Origin of the sequence: Brevibacillus sp. FSL L8-0520 (assembly GCF_037963895.1) — a bacterium.
GTDB lineage: Bacteria > Bacillota > Bacilli > Brevibacillales > Brevibacillaceae > Brevibacillus > Brevibacillus borstelensis.
Genome location: NZ_CP150171.1, coordinates 1926299 through 1948145, shown reverse-complemented (window position 1 = coordinate 1948145; position 21847 = coordinate 1926299). Strand labels below are relative to the sequence as shown.

The window sequence follows — 21847 nt, the reverse complement described above, 5'->3', positions numbered from 1 at the left end:
GAGTAGCTAGGTCACACATCTGTAGGTCCTTTTCTGCATCTCGTTCCATCACTTCCCCACCTCCAGCAGCTCCGGGTTTTCATAGATGTTGCCGATGACTACGTATTCAAACATACTCGGGAATACCCCCCAACCAATCCCGTATCCAGTTTCATCTTCGCCGATCCATTCAACAACCACCGGCTCTTCCCCAAACAGATCGCTACCTTTGTTGAACAGCAGACATACATCTCCCTCATAAATCTCCTTGCCGTTCTTGTCGCACAAGCCGGTGAATTGCATCAAGGTCGAATAATGACCATCTTCTACGTTGTGGATCAGAAACTCTGACAGATCAGGAGCATTCACCAGATGCTTCCACTGCAGCATGAGATTGTTAATTTTATCCTATATCCGTAACTTGATCTCACGTCCTTGCATCCCGTTCCCCTCCTGTTATTCGATCACGTCTTCTGGAATTTTCACTTTGCATTTTTCGCACGTTACCCGTGACCTACCCGACCAAGCAAAGTTCCCTTTCATTCCGTGCCTATAACCACACAACGCTTTTGGCGATCTTTTGTCCGTAACCGCGTGAACCGTACCAGAGCCACTTTTAATAATGCCGATCAGCTTGGACATTTCTCCACCTCTTTCCACAAGTAATGTTACTGTAGTGTTTTGATTAGTTTTGTTCTTTGATCAAAGGACTACATGCTTTTACGCGTAAGTCTTTAATTCATTGTGCAGACACTCCTTTTAGGCGGGTATTTTGGAGGGCGTAGCCCACACGGGAGGTGTCGCAGGTAGATTGCGAAGCAATCTACCGAGAAAATCTTTTCATATCTTTTCCACAGAATTAAACTAAATGATACCGATGTATCTCTGAACAAAACGTGGGCACATCCTCGGTTGTAGCTCTGCGTAATGTTTGGGAACATCGGCCTTTGCAGGAATAACTCTATTTCCTAACGAATCTTTTACGTTGCCAATGTATTCCTGAACACAATGTGGGCACTCCTGATGGATAGAGCTCTACTAACTATTTGGGAACATTGGTCTTGCAGGAGTACACTCGCTCACTAGCGAATCATATATATTGTGCAGTGACCTTTCATGGTTTTACCTACCATATTAGGATTGGGGCTGATAGATTTCAGACCTCTGATATAACACTGGGGCACTCCACGTGTATTGGCACTGCACCCATGTCAGCGTTTAACCCGTCCTTTGGCGGGTTTTTTTGTTTTCCAAAATTAACTAAACCAGAGCAGGAATTTTCTCAGAGGTAACGTATAAGTTTTTTAAAGTCTATATAACGGAAAATTGTACTCCATATAAAGTAAAGCAATTGAAACCCTTCAACGTTTGGGGCTAACTTGCGTTAGACCTCTTGAGACAATTTGGGTACAGATCACCTGGCGCTATAATCCTGACATGCTACATTGGGCAAATGAAGCTCTCACAGTAACTTGGATAGTCAGGTGTATTACATATTGCTTAATAAAAGGAGAACATAACTTATGAAGGAAGATCAGTTAATGACTTTTAGTGTCACTCAAACCGATGGGCAAAAAGAATTCGTAAGACTCTTTTATCCAATATACGTTGGTGTCGATATTGGAGCTGATTTTCATGTGGCTACCTGCATTACTCCCGAACAGTTTCGTGATGGAAAATGGAAAAGGGCCAAAACAATGAAATTCGATGCCGATAGTTTGGGTATCTCTGATTTCTTGAAGGCCCTTCAAGATGTACAGGAGCATCTAGGATTAAAACCAATCGACTTTTTCGTATTAATGGAGCCGACAGGTGGGCATTATTCCTTTCTTCTTCAACAGGTATTATTAAAAGCTGGTTACTCACTTCATATGGTTGAAAATGCCTCTGTTAAAAAATTTCGGGAAGAGACTCTTGGTATTCAAGAGAAATCCGATGCTATTGATGCTAGAACGATGGCCTATATGGGATGGCATAAATCGCTCCACCCCGATATGAAAGCTGTACGACTAGCGAGTCCAGCCTCAATGTCACAGTCTATCGTCCGTACTCTCATGCGTGATCGCTGGTTACTTACCACTACCCTGACACGCAGGAAAAACCAGGTGCAACAGTTATTTCAAATCACTCACCCTGACCTTAAAAGAGCATTTAAGAAGCTTTCAAGCCCTTCTGTGTTACGCCTAGCGTTAATGTATCCAACTGCTTTGGATATGAAGGGTCTCTCCGAGATTGAACTTCGAGAAGCAATAACCAAATGCGGTGCTAAAGCTATTGCAAAGAAGGCAGCCAGCGAATTAGCTCATGTTTTACCTAACACCGTTGCTCTGCCATTGGTCCATGTTGTCGATCGACAAAGTTGGCTTATCCAAGAAGCCTTGCGCATTGAAGAAAGTTTAAGCAGTATTGACGCAAGCATCCATGAGTTATTACATGGTAATGCTGAAAAAGGAACTTCCCCACACCCATATACCAATTTGCTCTTTTCTTTACCTGTCATGAGTGATAATTGGGCTTGTACTCTCATTGCTGTAATAGGGGGTAGTACCAGCGTAGCTGACACCACCCGCAAATGTATGGGTTAAACTGGAAAATTGTTAATAACCTCGTTATACTCAAACTGCGCATCAGTGATCGCCAGCTTTGAATATACCTCAAGTGATTTACGACTTTCGTGACCGGAATAGGGCTGAATCAACGCATCGTCAATGCCTTGCTTTTTCAACCAAGTCAGCAGAAAATGCCGAAGCTTGTGCGGCGATAAATTTTGAGCGAGTCCGGCTTCCTCGGAATACTTGGCCAAAATCTTACGAATTCCCCGATCTGTGTATTTTTTCTTCCAGGAGGATTCAAATACATAGACAGCCTGCTTCTTTTTCATCGAATCCGCGTGCATGGCCAGCAGCTCTTTAAAGGTCTGTGGGAAAGGAACAATCCGATCCTTGCTGCCCTTTCCTTTGTTGATCCGGATTTGGCAGTAGTGAAAGTCGATATCCGTCAGCTTGATGTTGATTAACTCGCTAACGCGGACGCCAGTATACATCAGCGTTTTCACGATCATCATGTCCTGAAAATTCTTTGTCTTCCAGACTACTTCGTAGTATCGTTTTAACTCTTCTTCAGTCGGGACATAGGGTAATTTTTTTGATACTTTCGGTACCTCTATTTCAAGCTCATCCCTTAGGTGCTGAAACAATCTTTTTAGGTAAGCATAGTCCGGACGTTCAGCCCGCAGGTATTTTGCCAGCTCGCGGGCTTTCTTTTTTGCAGATACACGTTTTTCACTCATGCCAATTCACCTTCTAGTGGAAGTCGTTCCTTCATGTCCAAACGGAATGTACCATACGGATTCACGTGGGTATAGATTAACGGGGTTAAAGCCCGGAAATCTTCCGGGGTCATAAGGTCAAACCATTTTTTCTCAGATAAAATATTTTGAAACATGATGGTGTTGATGTACACCAGGCAGTTTTGTAACAAATGCAGGGATAAAACGGCCATTTCCTGATCTTCCATGCGATTCGTGGCAATTTCTCCGCCTTTGCCATAGAAGATAAAGCTGTTGGCTGAGTTCCAGTTCTCTACGACATTCAATCCTTCGTTAATTTCGAGGCGCAGCTCCTCGGAGTGCAAATAGTTACAGAGGAAAATGGTTTTTACTGCCTTTCCCAGCTCTCCTAAAGCTTGATATGGAGGATGCTTAAGGTTATTCCGAGTGAAGCGTTTCAGGATGGCTTCGGTTTCTGCGGTACCCAAGCGTAGAGCTGTCGCATATTTCACCATTTGGTCATACTGCTGCCGGATTAGCTCCCAGTTTATCGGACGTGTCAGTACCGGTTGTAGATGAGGATAAGCATCTGTCATTCCTGGCTCCGGACGATACAGTTTTTGTGAGTGGATTGCTTTTAGTCGCGGCATGAGCTGAAAGCCCAGCAGATGACAAAAAGCAAAGGCGACTTCGCTTTGGCCGTGAGAATCCACATAGTTTTTCTCTACTTCCATATCAGTACAATGCCGGAGCAGCCCTTCGATCATGGCGGCAATCTCAGATGAAGAACATGATTTGAGTTGTGAATAGATGCACGTTGAATTTTTCTCCACATGCCAGTAAATCATCACGCCGCGGCCACGGTAACGGATATGCCACTCTGTCATAAGATTCTGATCCCAGGCCCCGAACTTTTTCGAGTCGGAGGCACAAGAAGTTGTTCCTTCTCCCCATATTTCCTGCATCCGCACCCGAAAGATCGCATTTACTACTTCTGCAATGGCATTACGTAGGTTGTCTTTGTGAATGAATTTACGCCGCACATAAAGAAGATCCTTATAGCTTTCGATATGATCACCAGCACTGACCCGTTTTAAGCCGGTATTGGTTCCAAGACCGTAAAGGGAAAGAATCAATCGTTTTTGCAGCGTCTCCCGATCTAAAATCTCGCGGTTAGCTACCGTTTTAAATTGTTCTGTAAATGAAATGCGCAAGTCCGTCTCCTTCAAAATGTCCAGCAGGCTGGTCATCGGCCAGCGGCGTGCGATTTCGGCTTTCACCCGAACCAAATTTAATGGCTCTGGCTGTGGTTCCAATGGAGAGACGGAGATCCAGCCGTTGCCTCTTTCCGTAATCCGTACTTTAGGGTTTTTTGGCATACCAGCGTGCAGCTTTTCTAGTCCTTGGATCATCTCTTGTTTAAGTGCAGCAATAAACGAATCCGCATCTAAGGGCTGATTCAATGCCTTATAGTTTTCTTCTCGTCGTTCCTCAAAATCAGACGGGAGGTCCTCGTCCGGATTCCGGTACCGGTTAGACCCAGGTACCCAGATTTCTTTGCAACGCAATTTATCCCGTAGCATCTGCAAGGCGCTGATCTCGTAATTGATTCGGTTAATCCGTTCCTGTCCTTTGTCATCTTTTTCGATAATAATTTCTTTGTACGCGGTACGAATGACACCATCGATCGGAATGTCATTGGCTAAAGGGAAATAATGCAGTCCAGTGTTCGCGTATTTTTTGATCAATTCCAATGCCCGGATCACTGGCCGATGAACCTCGTTATTGGAACGAAAATCTAGAATGCTGAGAATTTCCGGAACCATCCGCCGGTAATGGCTTCCATAGGAGGCACGAATGACGGTATGGACTTTTTCACGGTAAGCTGGGCCGGTATGTTTAAATTCTTTGACGAGATCCTTCAAGGTTTGTTCGTTGACCACTGGGTATAATACCTCTTTAATGATTCCATCTGGATGGTTGATAGCTGTTTGGGCTAGGTTGAACAAGCTTCCGTACTTGTTGCTGACTCGCCGTAAATCCTTCAGGATTTCCTTTTCTACCTTGCGTTCTGCTCGAACCCCAATGCGATGAATGATCTGAATAAGAAGATCGACCAGGTTGTCCGATATTTCCATGCTGCGAAGCCAGAAAAAAGCAGACAGCAACGTATACCGAATCGGCGCAGGATGGCGGCGCAACTCCCGAATATCCTCTGTAGCCACACGCTGCCGATATTTCTTCAGCACCTTCTGGGGGATATCTTTAAACAGATCGTCCGGAAGTTCCAAATTTCGAATCGTGCGCAACTTATTGATTTCTTTTAACACACTCTCAAGCCCTGCTCGTCCAGGATCGGCTTTCAATTCATGAAACGATAACTGACCATTCTCTTCTCCGGAAACTTCTTCGTCATCTATTTCCAAATAGGCGATGCTATTAATCAAGGAATCTATCTTGGCTAAGGTTGAGGAAGGTAGCTTTTGATATGCAGTTTGGAAAAAATTCTCTTCGTAGGTGTGAATGGCGGAACGAATGAGCCGTTCGATGCGGTCTGGGGTGGGAGGTACGATTTTCAGCTCACGAAATCGACTGTACACGTGTTCCTTTAGGTGCTCGACATCATGATCATGATACAGGACATGTTGGCATAACCATTCTGTCATTTCATGTGCGTCCTCTAGCGTATCCTCGCGGAAACCAAAGAACTCACGGATCTGTGTTCGATGGTAAGTGATTGAACGACCAGTCCAATCGTATCTGGCATACAGTTCCGGATCGGAAAAAATCTGTTTGGCAATGTAGGCAATCACAGCTTTGGGTACCTCGAACTTATGCGTTGGAAAACGAGCCTCGTTTTGGAAAAACTTGAATAGCACCGCAAATCCAATTCTGGTTTCTCCCGTTTTATTTTCGATCAACTTCATTTCGTTCGGGAGTATTGTAAAATGCTCAATCAACTCATCCAGTTCCCAATTTCGCTTCACATGATCCCCTCCAGATAAAGTTCCTATTATGGTGAGAGTCGGCACTTTGTATCCTTTTGAGTATAACAATAGACCGATCATTGTATGAATAAATGCGCAAAAATACTTGAAGTTCTAATACCAAAACAAAAATCGGAACTTTTAAGCGCACCATATCCAAATTAGATTTATCTGCACTTAGCATATTAAATATTACTTACCGAAAAGCATGGCAGAATGAAATGTAGTAATCCCCCTTTTCTTCGAATTGACAATGAGTACATTGAGGCGTACTATTTATGTATCTTCAAATAATCAAATATTCAAAAAGAAGAAGGGTTAAAAACATGAAGTGGATAGGAAGATTTGAAGACTACAACGTGAAATCATTCCAGAAAGATTGCATTTCAGGATTGATTGTTGGGATCATTGCCATTCCTTTAGGGATGGCATTTGCCATTGCATCGGGCGTAAAACCGGAATATGGCATCTACACCACGATTATTGCAGGTATTTTGATTTCCTTGTTTGGAGGCTCCAGATTTCAGATTGGAGGGCCAACTGGTGCTTTTATTCCCATTCTGTTCGGGATTGTCATGCAATACGGCTATGAAAACTTACTCATTGCTGGTTTAATAGCTGGAATTATGCTCGTCTTGATGGGGATTTTTAAGTTGGGCGCACTGATTAAGTTTATTCCTCGACCAGTCACCATCGGATTCACCGCAGGGATTGCCATTATAATCTTCTCCGGACAGATTGGTAATTTTCTTGGTCTTAGCGGTCTTCAAAAACATGAGGATTTTCTTTCCAATATGAAGGAAATTTGGGTGCACATTTCTACAACAAATCTTTATAGCGTAATTACGGCTTGTATTTGCCTGTTCATTATTTTGGTTACACCACGAGTGTTGCCAAAAGTACCAGGTTCACTGATCGGACTTGTGATATCAAGTATTGTAGCTTCGTTGTTGTTCGAAGGTAAAGTTGCCACAATTGGCTCTACGTTCGGCACGATACCTAGCACTCTACCCAGCTTTCATTTCCCTGAAATAACGTTGCAACGGGTTCAACAATTGCTAACCCCTGCATTTATCATTGCAATGCTTGGCGGCATTGAATCTCTTTTATCTGCAGTGGTTGCAGACGGGATGACCGGGCATAGGCATAACAGCAATCGGGAATTGATTGGTCAAGGAATTGCAAATATCATAACCCCTTTATTCGGGGGAATACCGGCAACCGGAGCAATAGCGCGGACAGCTACCAATATTAAAAATGGTGCGGTATCTCCTATTTCCGGTATCATACACGGACTTGTGGTGTTACTCGTATTGATACTGCTTGCTCCTTATGCATCACATATACCGTTGGCAAGCATGGCTCCCATTTTGATGGTTGTAGCCTGGAACATGAGTGAACGTAAAGAATTTGCTCATGTTCTCAGGACTAAGACGAGCGATTCAGCCGTGTTATTGATTACTTTTCTTCTAACAGTTTTTACGAACTTGACAACTGCTGTAGAGGTCGGTTTGATTCTTGCGGTGATTCTGTTCGTGAAACGAATGAGTGACATCTTGACTGTAGCCAAAGTGCTTCCCGATCCTTCGGTTAAACATGGGAAGGTAAAACCTCAAATGGTCACGGAGGGCCACGATTGTCCTCAAATCAGTATTTTTACCGTTGAAGGAGCTTTATTTTTCGGAGCAGCTGCCATGTTTGAACAGTCCATTATGAACACGATTCAATACCGTCCCAAAATATTGATCCTACGAATGGGGAAGGTTCCTTTCATGGATACCACAGGTGAGTCTAATCTGGCGAGTGTGGTTCAAGATTTTAAAAATCATGGTGGGCTTGTACTCATTTCCGGCATTCAACCTCAGCCCAATGAAGTACTAAGACGTACCGGACTTTATAAATACATTGGGCATCAACATTTCTTTGAACATACGGGAGAAGCGATTGATTTCGCCCTTACCCAATTGGAACATAACAAATGTTTAGGTTGTAAGAACTTTGCCTTCCGGGAATGTGCTCATTTGTCGGCTCCAGATCAATCAAAAATGCAAACGAAACCTGAGTTAAGTCCAGCTCATAGAGCATAGCAAGTGAACAGCCGTATAGGTTTTTACTGTTTATGTTTCTTGATTACGGTCACATCAAGAAATCGTAGATGTTGGTTTTACACGATTCATGAAGAATGGGGGATTTTTGTTGAATCTTGAGTTGCAACAATTCAAAGCAGATTTTTTTAAGGCATTGGGCCATCCTTTACGGATTCGAATTCTAGAGTTGCTATCTGATGGTGACAAAAACGTCAATGAGTTGCAGGTGTTAATAGGAAGCGAAGGCTCCGCTGTTTCCCAGCAACTTGCAATCTTACGGAACAAAAACATTGTGTACGGAACCAAGGATGGAAATAAAGTCACATACTCGCTTCGTGATCCTATGATCATCGAACTCTTAGCAGTCGCTCGACAAATCTTTAATAATCATTTGATTGATACGATCTCAATGCTCGATCGATTTAATGAGGAATAACAAGAAATGTCCGTAGGAAAGGAGAATCTATGTCTGGCACACGTAAAACATGTAGAAAAGCTAATCATCCCACAATTTCAAGTGAAAAAAAGGTAGAGTTTGAAAATCGTAAAGATGGGAAGTGTGTCACAACAAGAGAAGATGTGATTCAGTTTGGGATTAAGTACCTTGAAGGAATCGGTTCATCATATATTTGTCAAGTCTGTATCTCACATGGAGGGTCTTGTTGTTTGGATTGTCGCCATTTGAAATACGGGAAAGGATGCCAGCAGCGTAATACCAGTTGTACGGCGTGGTTATGCGGTTTTTTAAAGTTTATTTTCTACGAAGCAGGACTTCTTCAAGAATGGAATCAGTTTTGGGATCAAATACCGGGACAAGATTTCAGAAAGGACCATACTCCGCCTGTTTTTGTCATACAAACATGGTTAGAGGTACCCAATGTCCAGCTATTAAGCCAAGCATTTGCACAAGATTTAACTGACTTAGTTAAGAAAAATGATAACCCGTATTATATCAGTGAATTGAATAACGAAATTGACTGGTACGTAACGAGGTCGTTTTCTTATCACGATCCTGAAGTATTACGAGTCGTAAGGAAAAAATTGAAGAAAATAACAAGGGATTTTTGCCATTTTCAATCTGCAAAAGAAAGATAGAGAAAGGATAGTATCTTACCCTGCATGAAACCAGCCCCTGTGTCCACCTATCGGCAGCAGGGGCTTTTAAAGCAACTCCAAAAAATCTCATTGTGGTCGACAGAAGGGCTGCAAAAGTTTGGAGGGATTAGTGGAATATGGTCATTCAGTCATTTCAATTAGCAGATTATGCAGGAGTGTCAAGACTATTAACGAGTATTCTACCTGCGGAGTGTTTCGAGGAAACAAGGAGGGCTTTTGTCAACCAATTGTCACTCGATCACCATTTAATCCTTGTAGCATCGAAGAATGGGGAGATGATGGGCGTTGTCATTGGAACAATTGCTCAACACCGCGGCATTATTTATAGAGTCGTAGTCAAGCCAATTTATCGACATCAAGGCATTGGAACATCGTTGTTACATACTTTACATGCGCGCTTTACCCTTCGTCAGATCACGGAAATTGTAGTTGCAATTGACACTTATAATGTAAGCATCATGAGCTTTTTCGAATCAGTTGGTTTTAAAGACAAGACCATCATTACTTCTATAGACTCAAGGTAACTACAAGATCGTCCAGATCATAACTGGCAGTCATGACTCATCTTGTTCAAAAGGTGCAATTGATCACCGAACGAATTGATTGTTTACAGAATCATACACAGGAAAAATAATCACTTTCGTCCCTAGAGCAAGAAAAAGGAGTTAGAGGACATGGATAGACGTGTATGGAGTAATATTTTCCACTAATTTACATACGTTTGCGGATGGTGACAGCTACGCTGGTATTGGGCCAATAGGTGACATTCATCGGTTTAGTACCTATAAAGAATTTAAAAAATACCTTGGTGTATCTGCCGAAAATAAGCAGTCTGGGACTTCTGTAAAAGGCACTCGCCAGACGTTCAGTGGTGTTCGCGATACACGCAGGGTCATGTTTCAGATGGCTCTAATACTTATTGCCCAAAGAGGTGGTCCTAATGTGTTTGCGGCATATTACGAGCGCCTATTGGCACGTCAAATGCCAAAAATGAAAGCTATAGGACATATGTCTGGAAAAGTTGCAAAGATTATCTACAGTGTTCTAAAAACAGGTGTCCCCTACGATCCCAAAAGACACGCAGCAGCCTGTGGTGTTCCATGGAATGAGCAGTATAAGGAAAAGTCTTTAGATATCGATATAGAGCCATTTGAAACTGAAGCTAAAATGCTTGCCGGAATCTCAGATGAATCAGTCGACATTGAGATTGATGAAGAATAGTGCAACCTATGTGCTATTCTTCATTTCCATTCACTGTCTCAATGCTTTAATTCTGCCAAAATAGCGCGTTTTTATCGGAAAATGAAGCAATTTGTTATAAAAGACCTTACGGTTTTTTTCTGTTAAGCACTACGCTACATTTTGTTAAATATCATGGTTGGGGAAACTTTTTTCGAGGTGATCGTTCATGTTAGTTCTGAGCAGTATTATCCTGGCACTCATTTTCCCCAATAAAGTTGCACCTGACCAAATAGTTACATTTCAAAAGCATGCTGAAATATTACACGTCTCAACTGATTTACCTAAGATAGGTAACTGGTGGAGAGTGCCAAAAGGCGTTGATGAGATGACCATTTTTGTTAAAGCCAACAATACTGAAACAGTGCTGTTCTGGTTGATCCCAACCGGTACCCAAACATGGGGTCAAAGAGAACTAATCGGTTATGACAAGGACGGAAGTGATGGATGGACATTGACATGGAAGTTTGGAAATCGCGTTCTTCATGATCATATCCACGTACAAGCACTTGGTGATCAAACATTGTCTAACTCCTCCATTAACATAACAACAAGCTTTCCTTAATTACCGATTTTTTTAAATCAGCCTTTCAATCCACGCTTAACAATTAGACAATGATCGTATTTCGCCCAGTGAAATGACTTCCCATCTTCCCCAAATCATCGAACATACACCGACTTTCCCGATAACGAGATATCATCGACAATTCCATGATTCAAGTGCTTCCACTTGCTCCGATGGCAATTTGATTTGCGTGCTCGACTATATCGCCTTTTTTCAGACCATTTAGTGCTTCAGTTCGCATGCTGCTGTCCCTCCTCATTCGGGTTCATGTCCGCCAAGCGCGGAGCGTAGTAGTCGCTCAAGGTACTTCTCCCGCTTCGCGGAACCTCGACCAGCGAGCGCCGGTTAAGGCTGGTTCGTTGTCCCTTCAACCGGCTTTTCGGAAGTTCCGCCGGTAGGAAATCGGTGGCGTCATCATCCGGTCCCAAGAATGCAATCAAAATGCCACGCTTTTCTTTCCAGCTCCCCTTGGCCATCGGAATTAATTGAGAACGCTGTCGATCCAGATTACAGCCAGATAAATTTCTCCAAGTGGAAAAAAGGAACAAAAGCTGAACTCGTTTTTTGTGAGAAAGGCGAAGAAATTCTCACCACATATCATTTTGACGAAAAAGAATATCTACAGAAAGTTGTTATGTTGGAGTTGGTCGTGAAAGCATCATCTACGACAGAGAAAAAGAGATTGCTTCAATTATGGAGGAACTCACAGAGGCAGTGCGTAATGAATAGTTCCCAAAGATTCAAAGCACATAACAAACAAAGGAGAGCTTAGGCTCTCCTTTCAGCCTGTAGACAAAGTTCCGTAAGGAACAGGGTCTGCAGGCTTTTTTGTTGAATATAGAACATGTTACGTTTTCAAAAGTTATTTTTTAGAGGTGGCATTATGCTTAATAAGCAAGAGGCCGAAGGGCGTTATCAGATATCTGCATTCTCGCTAGATGAGTTGGTGCCAGAAGATCATCTCGTAAGAAAAATTGAAAATGCAATCGACTTTTCGTTCATCTATGACTTGGTGGAAAGCCTCTACTGTCATGACAATGGCAGACCCAGTGTTGACCCTGTAGTCTTAGTTAAAATTGCTTTCATCCAATATATTTTTGGAATTCGTTCCATGCGACAAACGATTAAAGAGATCGAAACCAATGTTGCCTATCGGTGGTTTATTGGCTATGATTTCAGTCAGCCCATTCCCCATTTCACGACCCTAGGCAAGAACTATGTTCGCCGTTTTCGGGATACTCAACTCTTCGAGTCGATCTTCCTTCGAATATTGGAGGAGGCGGTTCATCATGGATTCGTGAAGCCTGATGTGCTTTTCATTGATGCTACGCATGTAAAAGCCAGTGCGAATAAGCATAAATACGTGAAAGAAATCGTTGAAGAACAAGCGAAGAAATATCAAGAGCTGCTGGACGAAGAAATCAATCAGGATCGTATTGCACATGGAAAGAAGCCCCTTGAAAAAAAGACAGAAACTTCGAAGAAGGAGGTGAAAGTCAGCACAACTGACCCGGATTGCGGATTGTTTGTAAAAGGGGAAAAGGAACGTGTATTTGCTTATAGTTTTCATACAGCATGTGATCGAAATGGATTTGTGCTTGGTGCCAAGGTAACGCCAGGCAATGTGCATGACAGTCAGGTTTTTGAGGATGTTTTGAATCAAGTGCGAAAGACGTTTGCACAGCCTCAAGCTGTGGCAGTGGACTCGGGATACAAGACGCCTTACATCAGTAAAACACTCCTTGATGACCAGATTCGCCCCGTTATGCCCTACACAAGACCACGCACCAAAGAAGGTTTTTTTAAAAAGCACGAATATGTGTATGATGAATATTTCGACTGCTACATCTGCCCGAACGAGCAAATCTTAACATATGAGACAACAAACAAGGATGGGTACCGTATCTATCGATCAAATTCTCAAGTTTGCCGAAGTTGTCCGTTCTTGAAACAATGCACGGAAAGTAAAGACTACACAAAGAGAGTGAGTCGCCACATCTGGGCTGATTACCTCGAAGAGGTAGACCACCTCCGGCATACCGAGGAAAACAAACAAATCTATAGCAAACGGAAAGAAACGATTGAACGTGTATTCGCTGATATGAAGGAAAAGCATGGCATGCGTTGGACGACCTTACGAGGACTGGAGAAGGTCACGATGCAGGCGATGCTTGTTTTCGCTGCCATGAACTTGAAAAAAATGGCGACCTGGCTATGGAAATCAGGTCGCCAAAAGGTGAACGATCAAAACACCTTCGGTATTTTCATCAAATTATTAAACAAACTCCCTCTGCTGTTCGTTCAGCGAGGGAGTTTGTCTGCAACCTGAAAGGAGAGCTTAGGCTCTCCTTTGACATTAATATCTCGTTTTCAATGCACCGCGCTGCATACGTCGCCAGCTTTGTCCCCTTATCCACCTGGTAGCTCTCGATGGCCTTGATCAGCCCAATCGTTCCGATGGAAATGAGGTCTTCGCTGTCCTCGCCGGTGTTTTCAAATTTTTTCACAATGTGGGCAACCAGCCGCAGGTTGTGCTCAATGAGCTTATTCCGGGCGATCGGGTCGCCTTTGGCCATCAGCCGGAGGTACTTTTCCTCTTCCGTGTCAGGCAGCGGTTGGGGAAAAGCATTGTTTTTGACGTAGGCCACGAACAGCATGATTTCCTTGATAAACAGAGAAAGCGCCGCAAAGATGCTGGACACGCTTGCCACCTCCCACGAAGGATATGCGCTTATTTCTATCCTTATGTGGGCGATTGCCTACTCGTGCATGTACAGGGAAACCGCAGGGAAAAATGATCGTTTCCACTTTGCTTGCACCTACGACACTTTCTTCGCCAAGCACTGATGAGTCACTGTGCAAAGGAGGATACGCATGTTCAGACATGGTGAGAATATCATCATCATCGAGAATATATGGTTTATTTTGGTTCCCTTGCTACTTGGGATTATCGGTTTGTCTTGTCTTCTTGTCGGAATCGTAAGGAAAGACAAAATAAGCCTGCTTGTCAGTACTGTCTGCTTTCTGTGTCTCTTCCTTTTTGCCACTGCTTGTCATTTCTTAATTCCACCGATAACCGGTTAATCCATAGAGCTGACGTCTCTTTCTGGATCGAATGCGTCAATTCGCCGTCGCCTTGCGGTAGTATCCCTCGGCCTTGCTCTTGTAGCCGTTTAAGATTTTATTCGCTGCCGCCAGCTCCTGTTTTGCTTTCCCGAGCGCTTCCTTTCCGGCTTGAGCCACTTCGTTGTACTTTTTCGTGCGGTTTTCTTTGTCGGCGATCTGCTCTTTTACCTGACTCCACAATACCTCAGCCTGATTCAAATCGCCTTGCATAATTTCGATAATATTGCTGATCGACTTGGCCTTTTGCCCTATGCTTGCATCGAGCACATGGATACCATCCATAACTGCGCTCATGCTGGCCACCATGGATGACTTTACCTCTGACATGCCTGTGTCTTGACCCAAAGCCGCTATTTCCTCCGAGAGCGCCTGCAAATCTGCGAGGTGCTGTTCGTAAATGGCCTGATCCTCGGAAACGTTCAAATCGGACAAATACTTCACATTTTCAGCGATATCCGCCTCCAGCTTTGTCAGCTGCTCCACTTTTTTTGCCAATTCCGCCGCTTCCTTCGCTTTTTGCTCGGCCCGCTGCTTTTTGATATCCTCCGCTCTCTCGCTGACCCGCTGATTCAAAGCCACAAGTTTTTCATTGTAGGCCGTTGTTTGTGTCGCCACAAGCTTCGTTTCCGGTTCATACTGCTCCAGCCATTGCCCATGGAAGACGAGCTCGTCCGGCGTCACTGCTGCGGCAACGGCTTGCCCCTGTTGTGTAGTCAGTGACAATTTCCCCTCTTCCAAAGAGCCTGTAAAAATATAGGTGGTGTTTGTCACTGCCGGGAGATCGTCGATCGTCTCAACCTTCGCTTCCTGTAGTTCTACGGTTACGTTCTCTTTTCCCGGAATGACCTTGGCGTGCAGGACCCGGTTCTCCTCTTCGTACACGTACCCCTCCGCGAGCCGAACCGCGGTAAAAGACCATACGGCAAAGCCGGCCGCTATCAGTATCAGTAAAGCAGCGATGATGACCACATGTTTCTTTTTCACTTGTACGGCGACCCCTTTACTTCCTTTTTTATTCGCGTCGGCACATCTATGACATATGCCGCAGCGCGCTTCTATCATTCTACCATATCCTGCCTCTGTGCCTCCTCATAGATCCCCAGGTTCGTTCCATACTACCAGGTCTTGTGAGGGAGTTTCTTCTCATTGTGGGGCCTACCGACTAGTTCTTCTTTTCACCAATGTCCCTCAGTTCGGTTACCTGTTCTGGATGGACATTTTGGGCCGGCTGTGAAATTCAGTTATGAACGATGGATGCGGCTGAACAAAAAGAGAGGACCCTTCGCGCGTATCGCAAGTGTCCTCTCCTGGTGGTACTCTATATACGCCTTCAGGCTTTTCGCTTAGCCTGATGCGGCCTTCTGCCTTTGAATGCTACGACACCCGAAACCTCGAGACCAGCGTTCGCAGCTCCTCTGCCATTTTCTCCAACGCCCCGGCAGACGCCGCAATTTCCTGCATGGAGGCGAGCTGTTCTTCGGAAACGGATGCGACATTTTGCGAATTGGCTGCCGACTCCTCCGCAATTCGGGCCATCTCCTCGATAGACGCCTTGATTTGTTCGGAGCTGGCGGTCATCTCCTCGGCGACTGCGGTCACTTCCTGAATTTGCGCAGAGGTTTGCTCGACTGCGTGGAAAATGCGCTGGAAGCCTGCTCCTGTCTCTTCGACAATCTCCCTGCCTGCGGCTACTTCCTTCTGTCCTTGTTCCATGGCAGCAACGGCATGGGACGTATCAGATTGAATCTCACGGATCAGATTGGCGATTTGCTCGGCAGAGTTCTTGGACTGCTCGGCCAGTTTGCGCACTTCATCTGCCACGACTGCAAAGCCTCTACCGTGCTCTCCCGCCCGTGCCGCTTCAATCGCGGCGTTCAGAGCAAGCAGGTTGGTCTGATCGGAGATGCCAGTAATGACCTGGATGATCTCATCGATTTGCTTGGATCTTTGCTCCAGCCGCTTGACCACTTGGTCAGTTTGCCCGACGGCATCGCTGATCGTCTGCATCTGGTCGATAACCCTGTGAATCATTTCATTGCCGCGCTCGGTTTCTTTCGACGTCTCGACGGAAACCTCGGCTACGTTCGCTGCTGTTTGTGCTACCCGCTGGACGCCCAAATTCATCTCGGTAATGAGACGGACACTGTCTTCTACGCTGCGGCCCTGTACCTCGGCTCCATGAGCGACTCCCTGAATAGCAGACGCGATCTGGTTGGTCGCCTGAGTGGTCTGCTCTGCACTGGCAGTAAGCTGCTCGGATGAAGCGGCGACCTGCTGCGCATTGCCGACTACTTCCGTCACCAGCGTGCGGAGATTTTTCACCATCTGCCCAAAGGCCTGCGCCAGTTTGCCCAATTCGTCACGATTTTTGACGCGCCCGATCGCAACTGTCAAATCGCCGGCTGCGACCCGCTCTGCCGCAGCGGTCAACTGAACGATCGGCTTGGAAATATGGCGGGAGAGCCAAAAGCCGACGACGATCGCTGAGGCAATGGCGACCAAGCTGATGATCTTGATTGTATTGCGTATCTGCTCAACCAGCTCGCTGTTTTGCAAGGTCTCCGCTTCCATCAGCTTCTTTTCATTGTCCACGAGCAAATTTGCCAAATTTCTGATTTCGCGGGAGACTGGCATGGCATCGTTGAGAGCGACCCGCTTTGCGTTCTCCCAATCATTGGTGCCGATCAGCTTTTCGACTTGGACAGCCTTTTCCTTATACTGGTCATTCAAACGCTGCAGGCTTTCCAAAAGTGTTTTTTCTTCCTCCGTAGAAACCAATTCAACAGTCGATTTGATCGTGGCATCCAGAGTTTCAATCGCTTCGTCCATAGTACCGGCCGAATTCGCTTCGGCCAACAGAACGGCCCGTAGTGTGGAAATTTCCCGTGAAGCACTGTTTTGGATTTCTTTTGCATTTTCCAAAACCTGGACCCGTTTGCCAAGCAGTTCCGCATAGGAATCATTGAGCTGCTTGATAAATAAATAAGCAACGCCATTTGTAATCCCAAACATGAGCACGATACCCAAGAATCCCAGCAATAACTTGTTGCGAATAGACAGCGACAAATTCATCATCCTCCGTATATCATGCAAGACAAACCCCTACTCCATAGTACCCAATTATCATAATTTTCACAAGGAAGATAGTACCAATATATTGATAGATAAAACAAAGCCCCCGTGATCCTGCAGGAAAATCGGGGGCCACGCCCTTTGCACGAACGTCCTAGATCGGGACTGCCAGCATTTTGACCATATGATCGTACAAATGCCCGCTGACCATCAACGAGCCATCCATCTGATACCCGATATGCTCGTATAACTGGCGTGCGCGAACATTGTCTTTTTCCACCAGCAGGGCTGTCCGTTCATACCCCTGCCGTATCGCTTCCTCTTCAAAACTGGCCAAAAGCCGCGTGCCAATGCCTTTTCCCCGATAATTCGGGTCGACGACAAGCGTATCGAGATAATATTCGTCTGAGCGTGCTTCTTTGACGATGATGGGAGCTGTTCCGGTTAGTTGTTCCAAGCGCTTGGCAAATGGCCTGTCCAGCTCCTCGGTTCTGCTCCCGTGATAGCTGATCAAAAGGCCTGCCGGTTTCCCTTCGGCTACGGCGATCATGCAATTTTCATGGCTGATCCGGTTCTGTTTTTCCCGGAAAAACTGCTCCATGACTTTAATGGCCTCATCCTGTTTATCCGCTCCGGTCAATGTGTGGGCAATATCCCCGATTGCTTCATAGATCAGAGGGGCCGCCCAACTTGCGTCCTCTGGTGCCGCGTATCGTATCATGTTTGCCTCCTTGCATTCCCCTGTCAGAACTCTGTGTTCTGTCTACGTATAGACATACTATACCATTTTGCCATAACAATGAAAAAAGGTCGATCCCATAGAAAAAAGACGCTCTTTCAAAAAGAGCGCCTCCTTGCTGGCGAATGCCTATACAATCATTTTTTCAATGGTGAGCGAACGGTGGTTTCGCAGATCAACAAATTCCTTTTTCCTGCGGACCAACGGCCTCATCGGTTCATCTTGATGAATGAGAATGATTTCGACCTCTTCCCCGTCATTCAGCCTTGCCCTGGACCCGACGTACAGCTGCGCAATGTAGCGGACAAACACGGTAACAATTTCAATGTTGAGCAGCCCCTCACAGGCCGATTTCCACAGAAGTTGGGCCGCTTCAAAGGGCGATGTGCGGGTCTTGTACACACGGTCTGAACAGATCGCGTCAAACATGTCGGCAACGGCAAGCACCTGGCATTCAATCGGAATATTCTCCTTGGTCCTTCCTTCCGGATAGCCGGAGCCGTCCAGCCGCTCATGGTGAAGCAGAGCACAAAGCAAGAGAGTTTCACAGCATCCTTCCATCTCGTTGATCAGCTCATAGCCATAGACGGTGTGCTGCTTCATCTGGGCAAATTCTTCGTCCGTCAATTTCCCCGGCTTGAGCAAAATCTCTTTGGGAACCTTCATTTTTCCGATATCGTGCAAAAAGCCAGCAGCTCCCATGATCTTGACGCGCTCGTCGTCCCACTTGAGGAGCTGGGCTATCAAGGTTGAGAGAATGCCGACGTTTATGGAATGGCGGTATGTATAGCTGTCAGCTCCCTCAAGTACATACAGGGAGCGAAACAGTCCCATTCGCTTTTTGGTGCAATTGGCGACTTTGTGAAATGCTTCTGTAAATTCCTCCAGCCGAGGCATTCGCTCCAGCTCAACGCTTTCGAACAAGCGGCGCGTATCTTCCATCGCTTCCAAATAAAATGCCACGCTTTCCTGATCCGTCCCTAAATCCATCAGCTGATTAGAAATTTCTTCACCGTTCCCCTCGGACCAGGTGCGATCCGTAATATGCACATGATTGATCCGCTGTTTGCGAAAAAGCTGTACATGCGTTTCCGTGAGAACCGTTCCTTTTTGCAGCAGGAGGATCCCGCTATGCGAATACAAATCCTTTTCGAGGACGCGTCCAACCAACAAGAGATTAACAGAAGCCAATGGCATAGGATCAAAACCTTTCCTGCAACACTCTTTTTCTAAATTATAGGAAAAGCGCCTTTTGACTTACAACCCTTTTTTTGCCTTACATGGGTAATTGACCCGGGTCACCTGACTTGATCTCGTCATATGATAGGAGGCGGCCTTTATAAAAAGCATCGGATTTGCAGCGAAGGAGGTTTTCCTGCAATGGCTTCATTGTATCTCACACCAAAGGTATGGCGGCAGATTGAGCAAGCCGTACGAAAAAACCCCTATCTGGAGACGGGCGGCGTCCTGATGGGGTATCCGATAAGCGAGGATAGAGAAGAATGGCTTGTGACCTATGCCAGCGGACCTGGTCCCAAAGCCATTCATCAGCCCCACTCGATCATGTTTGACGACCAGCATTTGCGCAACCTGGTGAGAAAACAGCGAAGACGCAGACCGTGGCAATACATTGGAGATTGGCACAGCCATACGGTTCGCCGATTGTCCCCGAGCAAAGGGGATCGACGGACCATTTGGGAAAAGGCATCACAGTCTGTATACATGTCCACTTCCCCTTTCATGCTGATCGTCGGTCTAAACAAGCGCAATCAGTTGCAGGGCAGAGCCTACAGTCTTGGCGATACCCTTTCCGAGGTAAAGGATCTCAGAGTGATCGACCGGCAATTTCTTCAACAACGTCTTGAAAAATCTCCATAGCCCTGTTTCCGGTCGACACCGGCTGATTTTCGGCAACAACACAAATGGCATAGCGCGGGTTGTCAGCCGGAGCGTAGCCAGCAAACCACAAATGGTTTCTCTCGTTATGCCCGGCTCCCGTCTGAGCCGTTCCGCTTTTGCCGGCAATCGGCCATGAGCTGTTGTTCAAAAGCTTCCCCGTACCGCTCGTGACCACAAGTCTCAATAGTGTTCTCAGCTTTTTGGCAGTCACATAATCAATTCCCGCTTCGTCCAGGGACTGAACGGGAAACCGAAAAAACGATTGGCCGTTTTTATACGTGATTTCCTGTACAAGCCTTGCCTGGCCCGGCTGTCCCCCACGGGCGATCGTCGCCATCATATTGGCAATCTGCAGCGGGGTCATTCGGACATCTCGCTGTCCGATTGCTGTCTGAATCAATACGCCTTCGTCTTTTCGCGACACGTCATCCAAATAGACCCGCCCTTTTTCCTCGCCGTCTATTTGGCGAAAGCCTTCCAGTTTGAACAGATGAGCTGTACGATGCCCAACCTGTGTCAGCAATCCCAATCGCCGGGCATACTCCTCCAGCTTTTCCCCGCCTACCCGCTTGGCGATCTCTGCAAACGCGATATTGCAAGAGTGGGCAAATGCCTCGTCCATTGTCAGCGATCCGTGACCTTCCTTTTTCCAGCAGGAAAATCCGTATTTGCCGTAGCTGCCGCTGCAGTGAAACCGTTCCGTCGGCGAGATGATCCCCTCCGAAAGAGCGGCGGCAGCCACTACGGTTTTAAAAACCGAGCCCGGCGGAAGCTGCTTGACCGCACGATTTTGCCAATCCCCTTTCTCTGCCTCCACCCTGGACTGATCGTAGGCGGGGCGGCTCGCCATCGCCAGAACATCGCCAGTGGAGACGTCCAGAACGACTACTGAACCTACGTTCAGGCCTCGCTGGTCGATAATCCGCTCCACGCTCCGCTGCATCTGGGCATCCAGTGTCGAAAGCAGCGAAAGCGGGTAGTACTCGTTTTGCTGACTCGTATAGCGGATATCCAGACCTCGCAGCGGGTTCCCTTCTCCATCCACGTAATAAGACAGGACAGATGGCTCGATTCCTTGCAAAAACCTGTCAAAGCTCCTTTCAAGACCCGATGCCCCTACCGTAGTCTCGGCATTTTTCTTCCCTTGCTTCCATTCATCCGGGTAGAGCGATTGGACCAGCTCCGGGTTCCGGTGGATATATCCGATCACATGTTTGGCAACCTCTTCGCTCCGATACCGTTCCGTTACTGCCAATGAGACAATCCCGGGGATCGCCAGCTTGTTGATCCTCTCCGCCTGCTTTTCCGAAAGCGCCACCAGGCGTTTGGACGTATCTCTCAGCATCACAGGAGCCTTTGCATTTTTCATCAGGTCATTCAGCTGCTCTTCGCTCACACCTGCAATCGAAGCGACCTGTTTTAATCCGTCGGTCCCTTTCAAGCTGCCGCGGGCCAGTGGAAACAGGATCAGCGCCAGCTGCTCTTCTCCTGTGAACCGGTAGCCGTTTCGATCCAGGATATCTCCCCTGCCGCTGTGAAGGACGATGCTCTGTTGCCTCTGTTTCACCGCGTTTTTCACCAGATCGATGCCTCTCTTTGTAAAGCGGTGAGCCGCCCCCACCTGAATCCACCACAGCCTCGCGACGAGGCCGAGCCATAGAACAGTCATTCCCAGCAACAAAATGAATTGTCTTCTTTTCATCCTCCGCTCCAGCTGCATCCCTCATCCCTCCAGCCTTTTCCATCCAGTATGTCCCGAATGAAGGCGGC

At 46.1% G+C, this 21847-nt stretch carries 19 protein-coding genes; 9 read left to right on the top strand and 10 right to left on the bottom strand.

Going from position 1 to position 21847, the window contains the following annotated elements:
• Positions 1–48 precede the first annotated feature (48 nt).
• Complete coding sequence (locus tag NSQ24_RS09670; protein WP_003387510.1) at positions 49–369, bottom strand: YopX family protein; 321 nt, start codon at positions 367–369, stop codon at positions 49–51.
• Positions 370–1502: 1133 nt separating this feature from the next.
• Between NSQ24_RS09670 and NSQ24_RS09665 the strand changes: the two genes are divergently transcribed.
• Positions 1503–2564: a transposase gene (locus NSQ24_RS09665; protein WP_339167702.1), complete on the top strand. Its 1062-nt coding sequence runs from the start codon at positions 1503–1505 to the stop codon at positions 2562–2564.
• Here NSQ24_RS09665 and NSQ24_RS09660 read toward each other — a convergent pair.
• Positions 2561–3268 (bottom strand): tyrosine-type recombinase/integrase, encoded by a 708-nt coding sequence (locus NSQ24_RS09660; protein ID WP_339167701.1) that lies wholly within the window; start codon positions 3266–3268, stop codon positions 2561–2563. The two genes, NSQ24_RS09665 and NSQ24_RS09660, sit on opposite strands and share 4 nt — an antisense overlap.
• The gene (locus NSQ24_RS09655; protein WP_339167699.1) at positions 3265–6234 is read right to left on the bottom strand and encodes a Tn3 family transposase; all 2970 of its coding nucleotides are present in this window, start codon (positions 6232–6234) and stop codon (positions 3265–3267) included. The genes NSQ24_RS09660 and NSQ24_RS09655 overlap by 4 nt, the downstream gene beginning before the upstream one ends.
• A gap of 326 nt (positions 6235–6560) precedes the next feature.
• Between NSQ24_RS09655 and sulP the strand changes: the two genes are divergently transcribed.
• The 6 genes from sulP to NSQ24_RS09625 all read left to right on the top strand — a co-directional run bounded on the left by sulP (position 6561) and on the right by NSQ24_RS09625 (position 11241).
• Positions 6561–8321 (top strand): sulfate permease, encoded by a 1761-nt coding sequence (gene sulP, locus NSQ24_RS09650; RefSeq protein ID WP_339167697.1) that lies wholly within the window; start codon positions 6561–6563, stop codon positions 8319–8321.
• Positions 8322–8430: 109 nt separating this feature from the next.
• Complete coding sequence (locus NSQ24_RS09645; RefSeq protein WP_339167696.1) at positions 8431–8757, top strand: metalloregulator ArsR/SmtB family transcription factor; 327 nt, start codon at positions 8431–8433, stop codon at positions 8755–8757.
• Positions 8758–8786: 29 nt separating this feature from the next.
• Positions 8787–9416: a hypothetical protein gene (locus NSQ24_RS09640; RefSeq protein ID WP_339167695.1), complete on the top strand. Its 630-nt coding sequence runs from the start codon at positions 8787–8789 to the stop codon at positions 9414–9416.
• A gap of 137 nt (positions 9417–9553) precedes the next feature.
• Complete coding sequence (locus NSQ24_RS09635) at positions 9554–9961, top strand: GNAT family N-acetyltransferase (protein ID WP_339167693.1); 408 nt, start codon at positions 9554–9556, stop codon at positions 9959–9961.
• Between the two features lie 160 nt (positions 9962–10121).
• The gene (locus tag NSQ24_RS09630) at positions 10122–10658 is read left to right on the top strand and encodes a transposase (RefSeq protein ID WP_339167692.1); all 537 of its coding nucleotides are present in this window, start codon (positions 10122–10124) and stop codon (positions 10656–10658) included.
• 187 nt (positions 10659–10845) lie between these two features.
• On the top strand, positions 10846–11241 hold the full coding sequence (locus NSQ24_RS09625; RefSeq protein ID WP_051925459.1) for a hypothetical protein: 396 nt from the start codon (positions 10846–10848) through the stop codon (positions 11239–11241).
• 230 nt (positions 11242–11471) lie between these two features.
• Here NSQ24_RS09625 and NSQ24_RS09620 read toward each other — a convergent pair whose 3' ends face one another.
• Entirely contained in the window at positions 11472–11681 is a 210-nt protein-coding gene (locus NSQ24_RS09620) for a hypothetical protein (protein WP_141334276.1), read from the bottom strand.
• 443 nt (positions 11682–12124) lie between these two features.
• On the opposite strand from NSQ24_RS09620, the gene NSQ24_RS09615 reads away from it, so the two are divergent.
• Complete coding sequence (locus NSQ24_RS09615; RefSeq protein WP_024985259.1) at positions 12125–13570, top strand: IS1182 family transposase; 1446 nt, start codon at positions 12125–12127, stop codon at positions 13568–13570.
• Here the strand turns inward: NSQ24_RS09615 and NSQ24_RS09610 are convergent.
• From NSQ24_RS09610 to NSQ24_RS09590, 5 genes are all read right to left on the bottom strand, one after another.
• A complete protein-coding gene (locus NSQ24_RS09610) occupies positions 13509–13943 on the bottom strand; it encodes a sigma-70 family RNA polymerase sigma factor (protein WP_339167691.1) in 435 nt (144 codons plus the stop codon). The genes NSQ24_RS09615 and NSQ24_RS09610 overlap by 62 nt on opposite strands.
• A 418-nt stretch (positions 13944–14361) precedes the next feature.
• The gene (locus NSQ24_RS09605; RefSeq protein ID WP_003387516.1) at positions 14362–15351 is read right to left on the bottom strand and encodes a hypothetical protein; all 990 of its coding nucleotides are present in this window, start codon (positions 15349–15351) and stop codon (positions 14362–14364) included.
• A gap of 390 nt (positions 15352–15741) precedes the next feature.
• Entirely contained in the window at positions 15742–17433 is a 1692-nt protein-coding gene (locus NSQ24_RS09600) for a methyl-accepting chemotaxis protein (RefSeq protein WP_161785206.1), read from the bottom strand.
• A 160-nt stretch (positions 17434–17593) separates the two neighbouring features.
• Positions 17594–18160 carry a GNAT family N-acetyltransferase gene (locus NSQ24_RS09595; protein ID WP_003387520.1) on the bottom strand — a complete coding sequence of 189 codons (567 nt, stop codon included), beginning with the start codon at positions 18158–18160 and terminating at the stop codon, positions 17594–17596.
• A gap of 147 nt (positions 18161–18307) precedes the next feature.
• Positions 18308–19375 (bottom strand): HD-GYP domain-containing protein, encoded by a 1068-nt coding sequence (locus tag NSQ24_RS09590; RefSeq protein ID WP_003387522.1) that lies wholly within the window; start codon positions 19373–19375, stop codon positions 18308–18310.
• Between the two features lie 183 nt (positions 19376–19558).
• Between NSQ24_RS09590 and NSQ24_RS09585 the strand changes: the two genes are divergently transcribed.
• The gene (locus NSQ24_RS09585) at positions 19559–20056 is read left to right on the top strand and encodes a Mov34/MPN/PAD-1 family protein (RefSeq protein ID WP_024983692.1); all 498 of its coding nucleotides are present in this window, start codon (positions 19559–19561) and stop codon (positions 20054–20056) included.
• Here the strand turns inward: NSQ24_RS09585 and NSQ24_RS09580 are convergent.
• Entirely contained in the window at positions 20004–21797 is a 1794-nt protein-coding gene (locus tag NSQ24_RS09580; RefSeq protein ID WP_003387524.1) for a penicillin-binding protein 2, read from the bottom strand. The genes NSQ24_RS09585 and NSQ24_RS09580 overlap by 53 nt on opposite strands.
• Between the last annotated feature and the right edge of the window lie 50 nt (positions 21798–21847).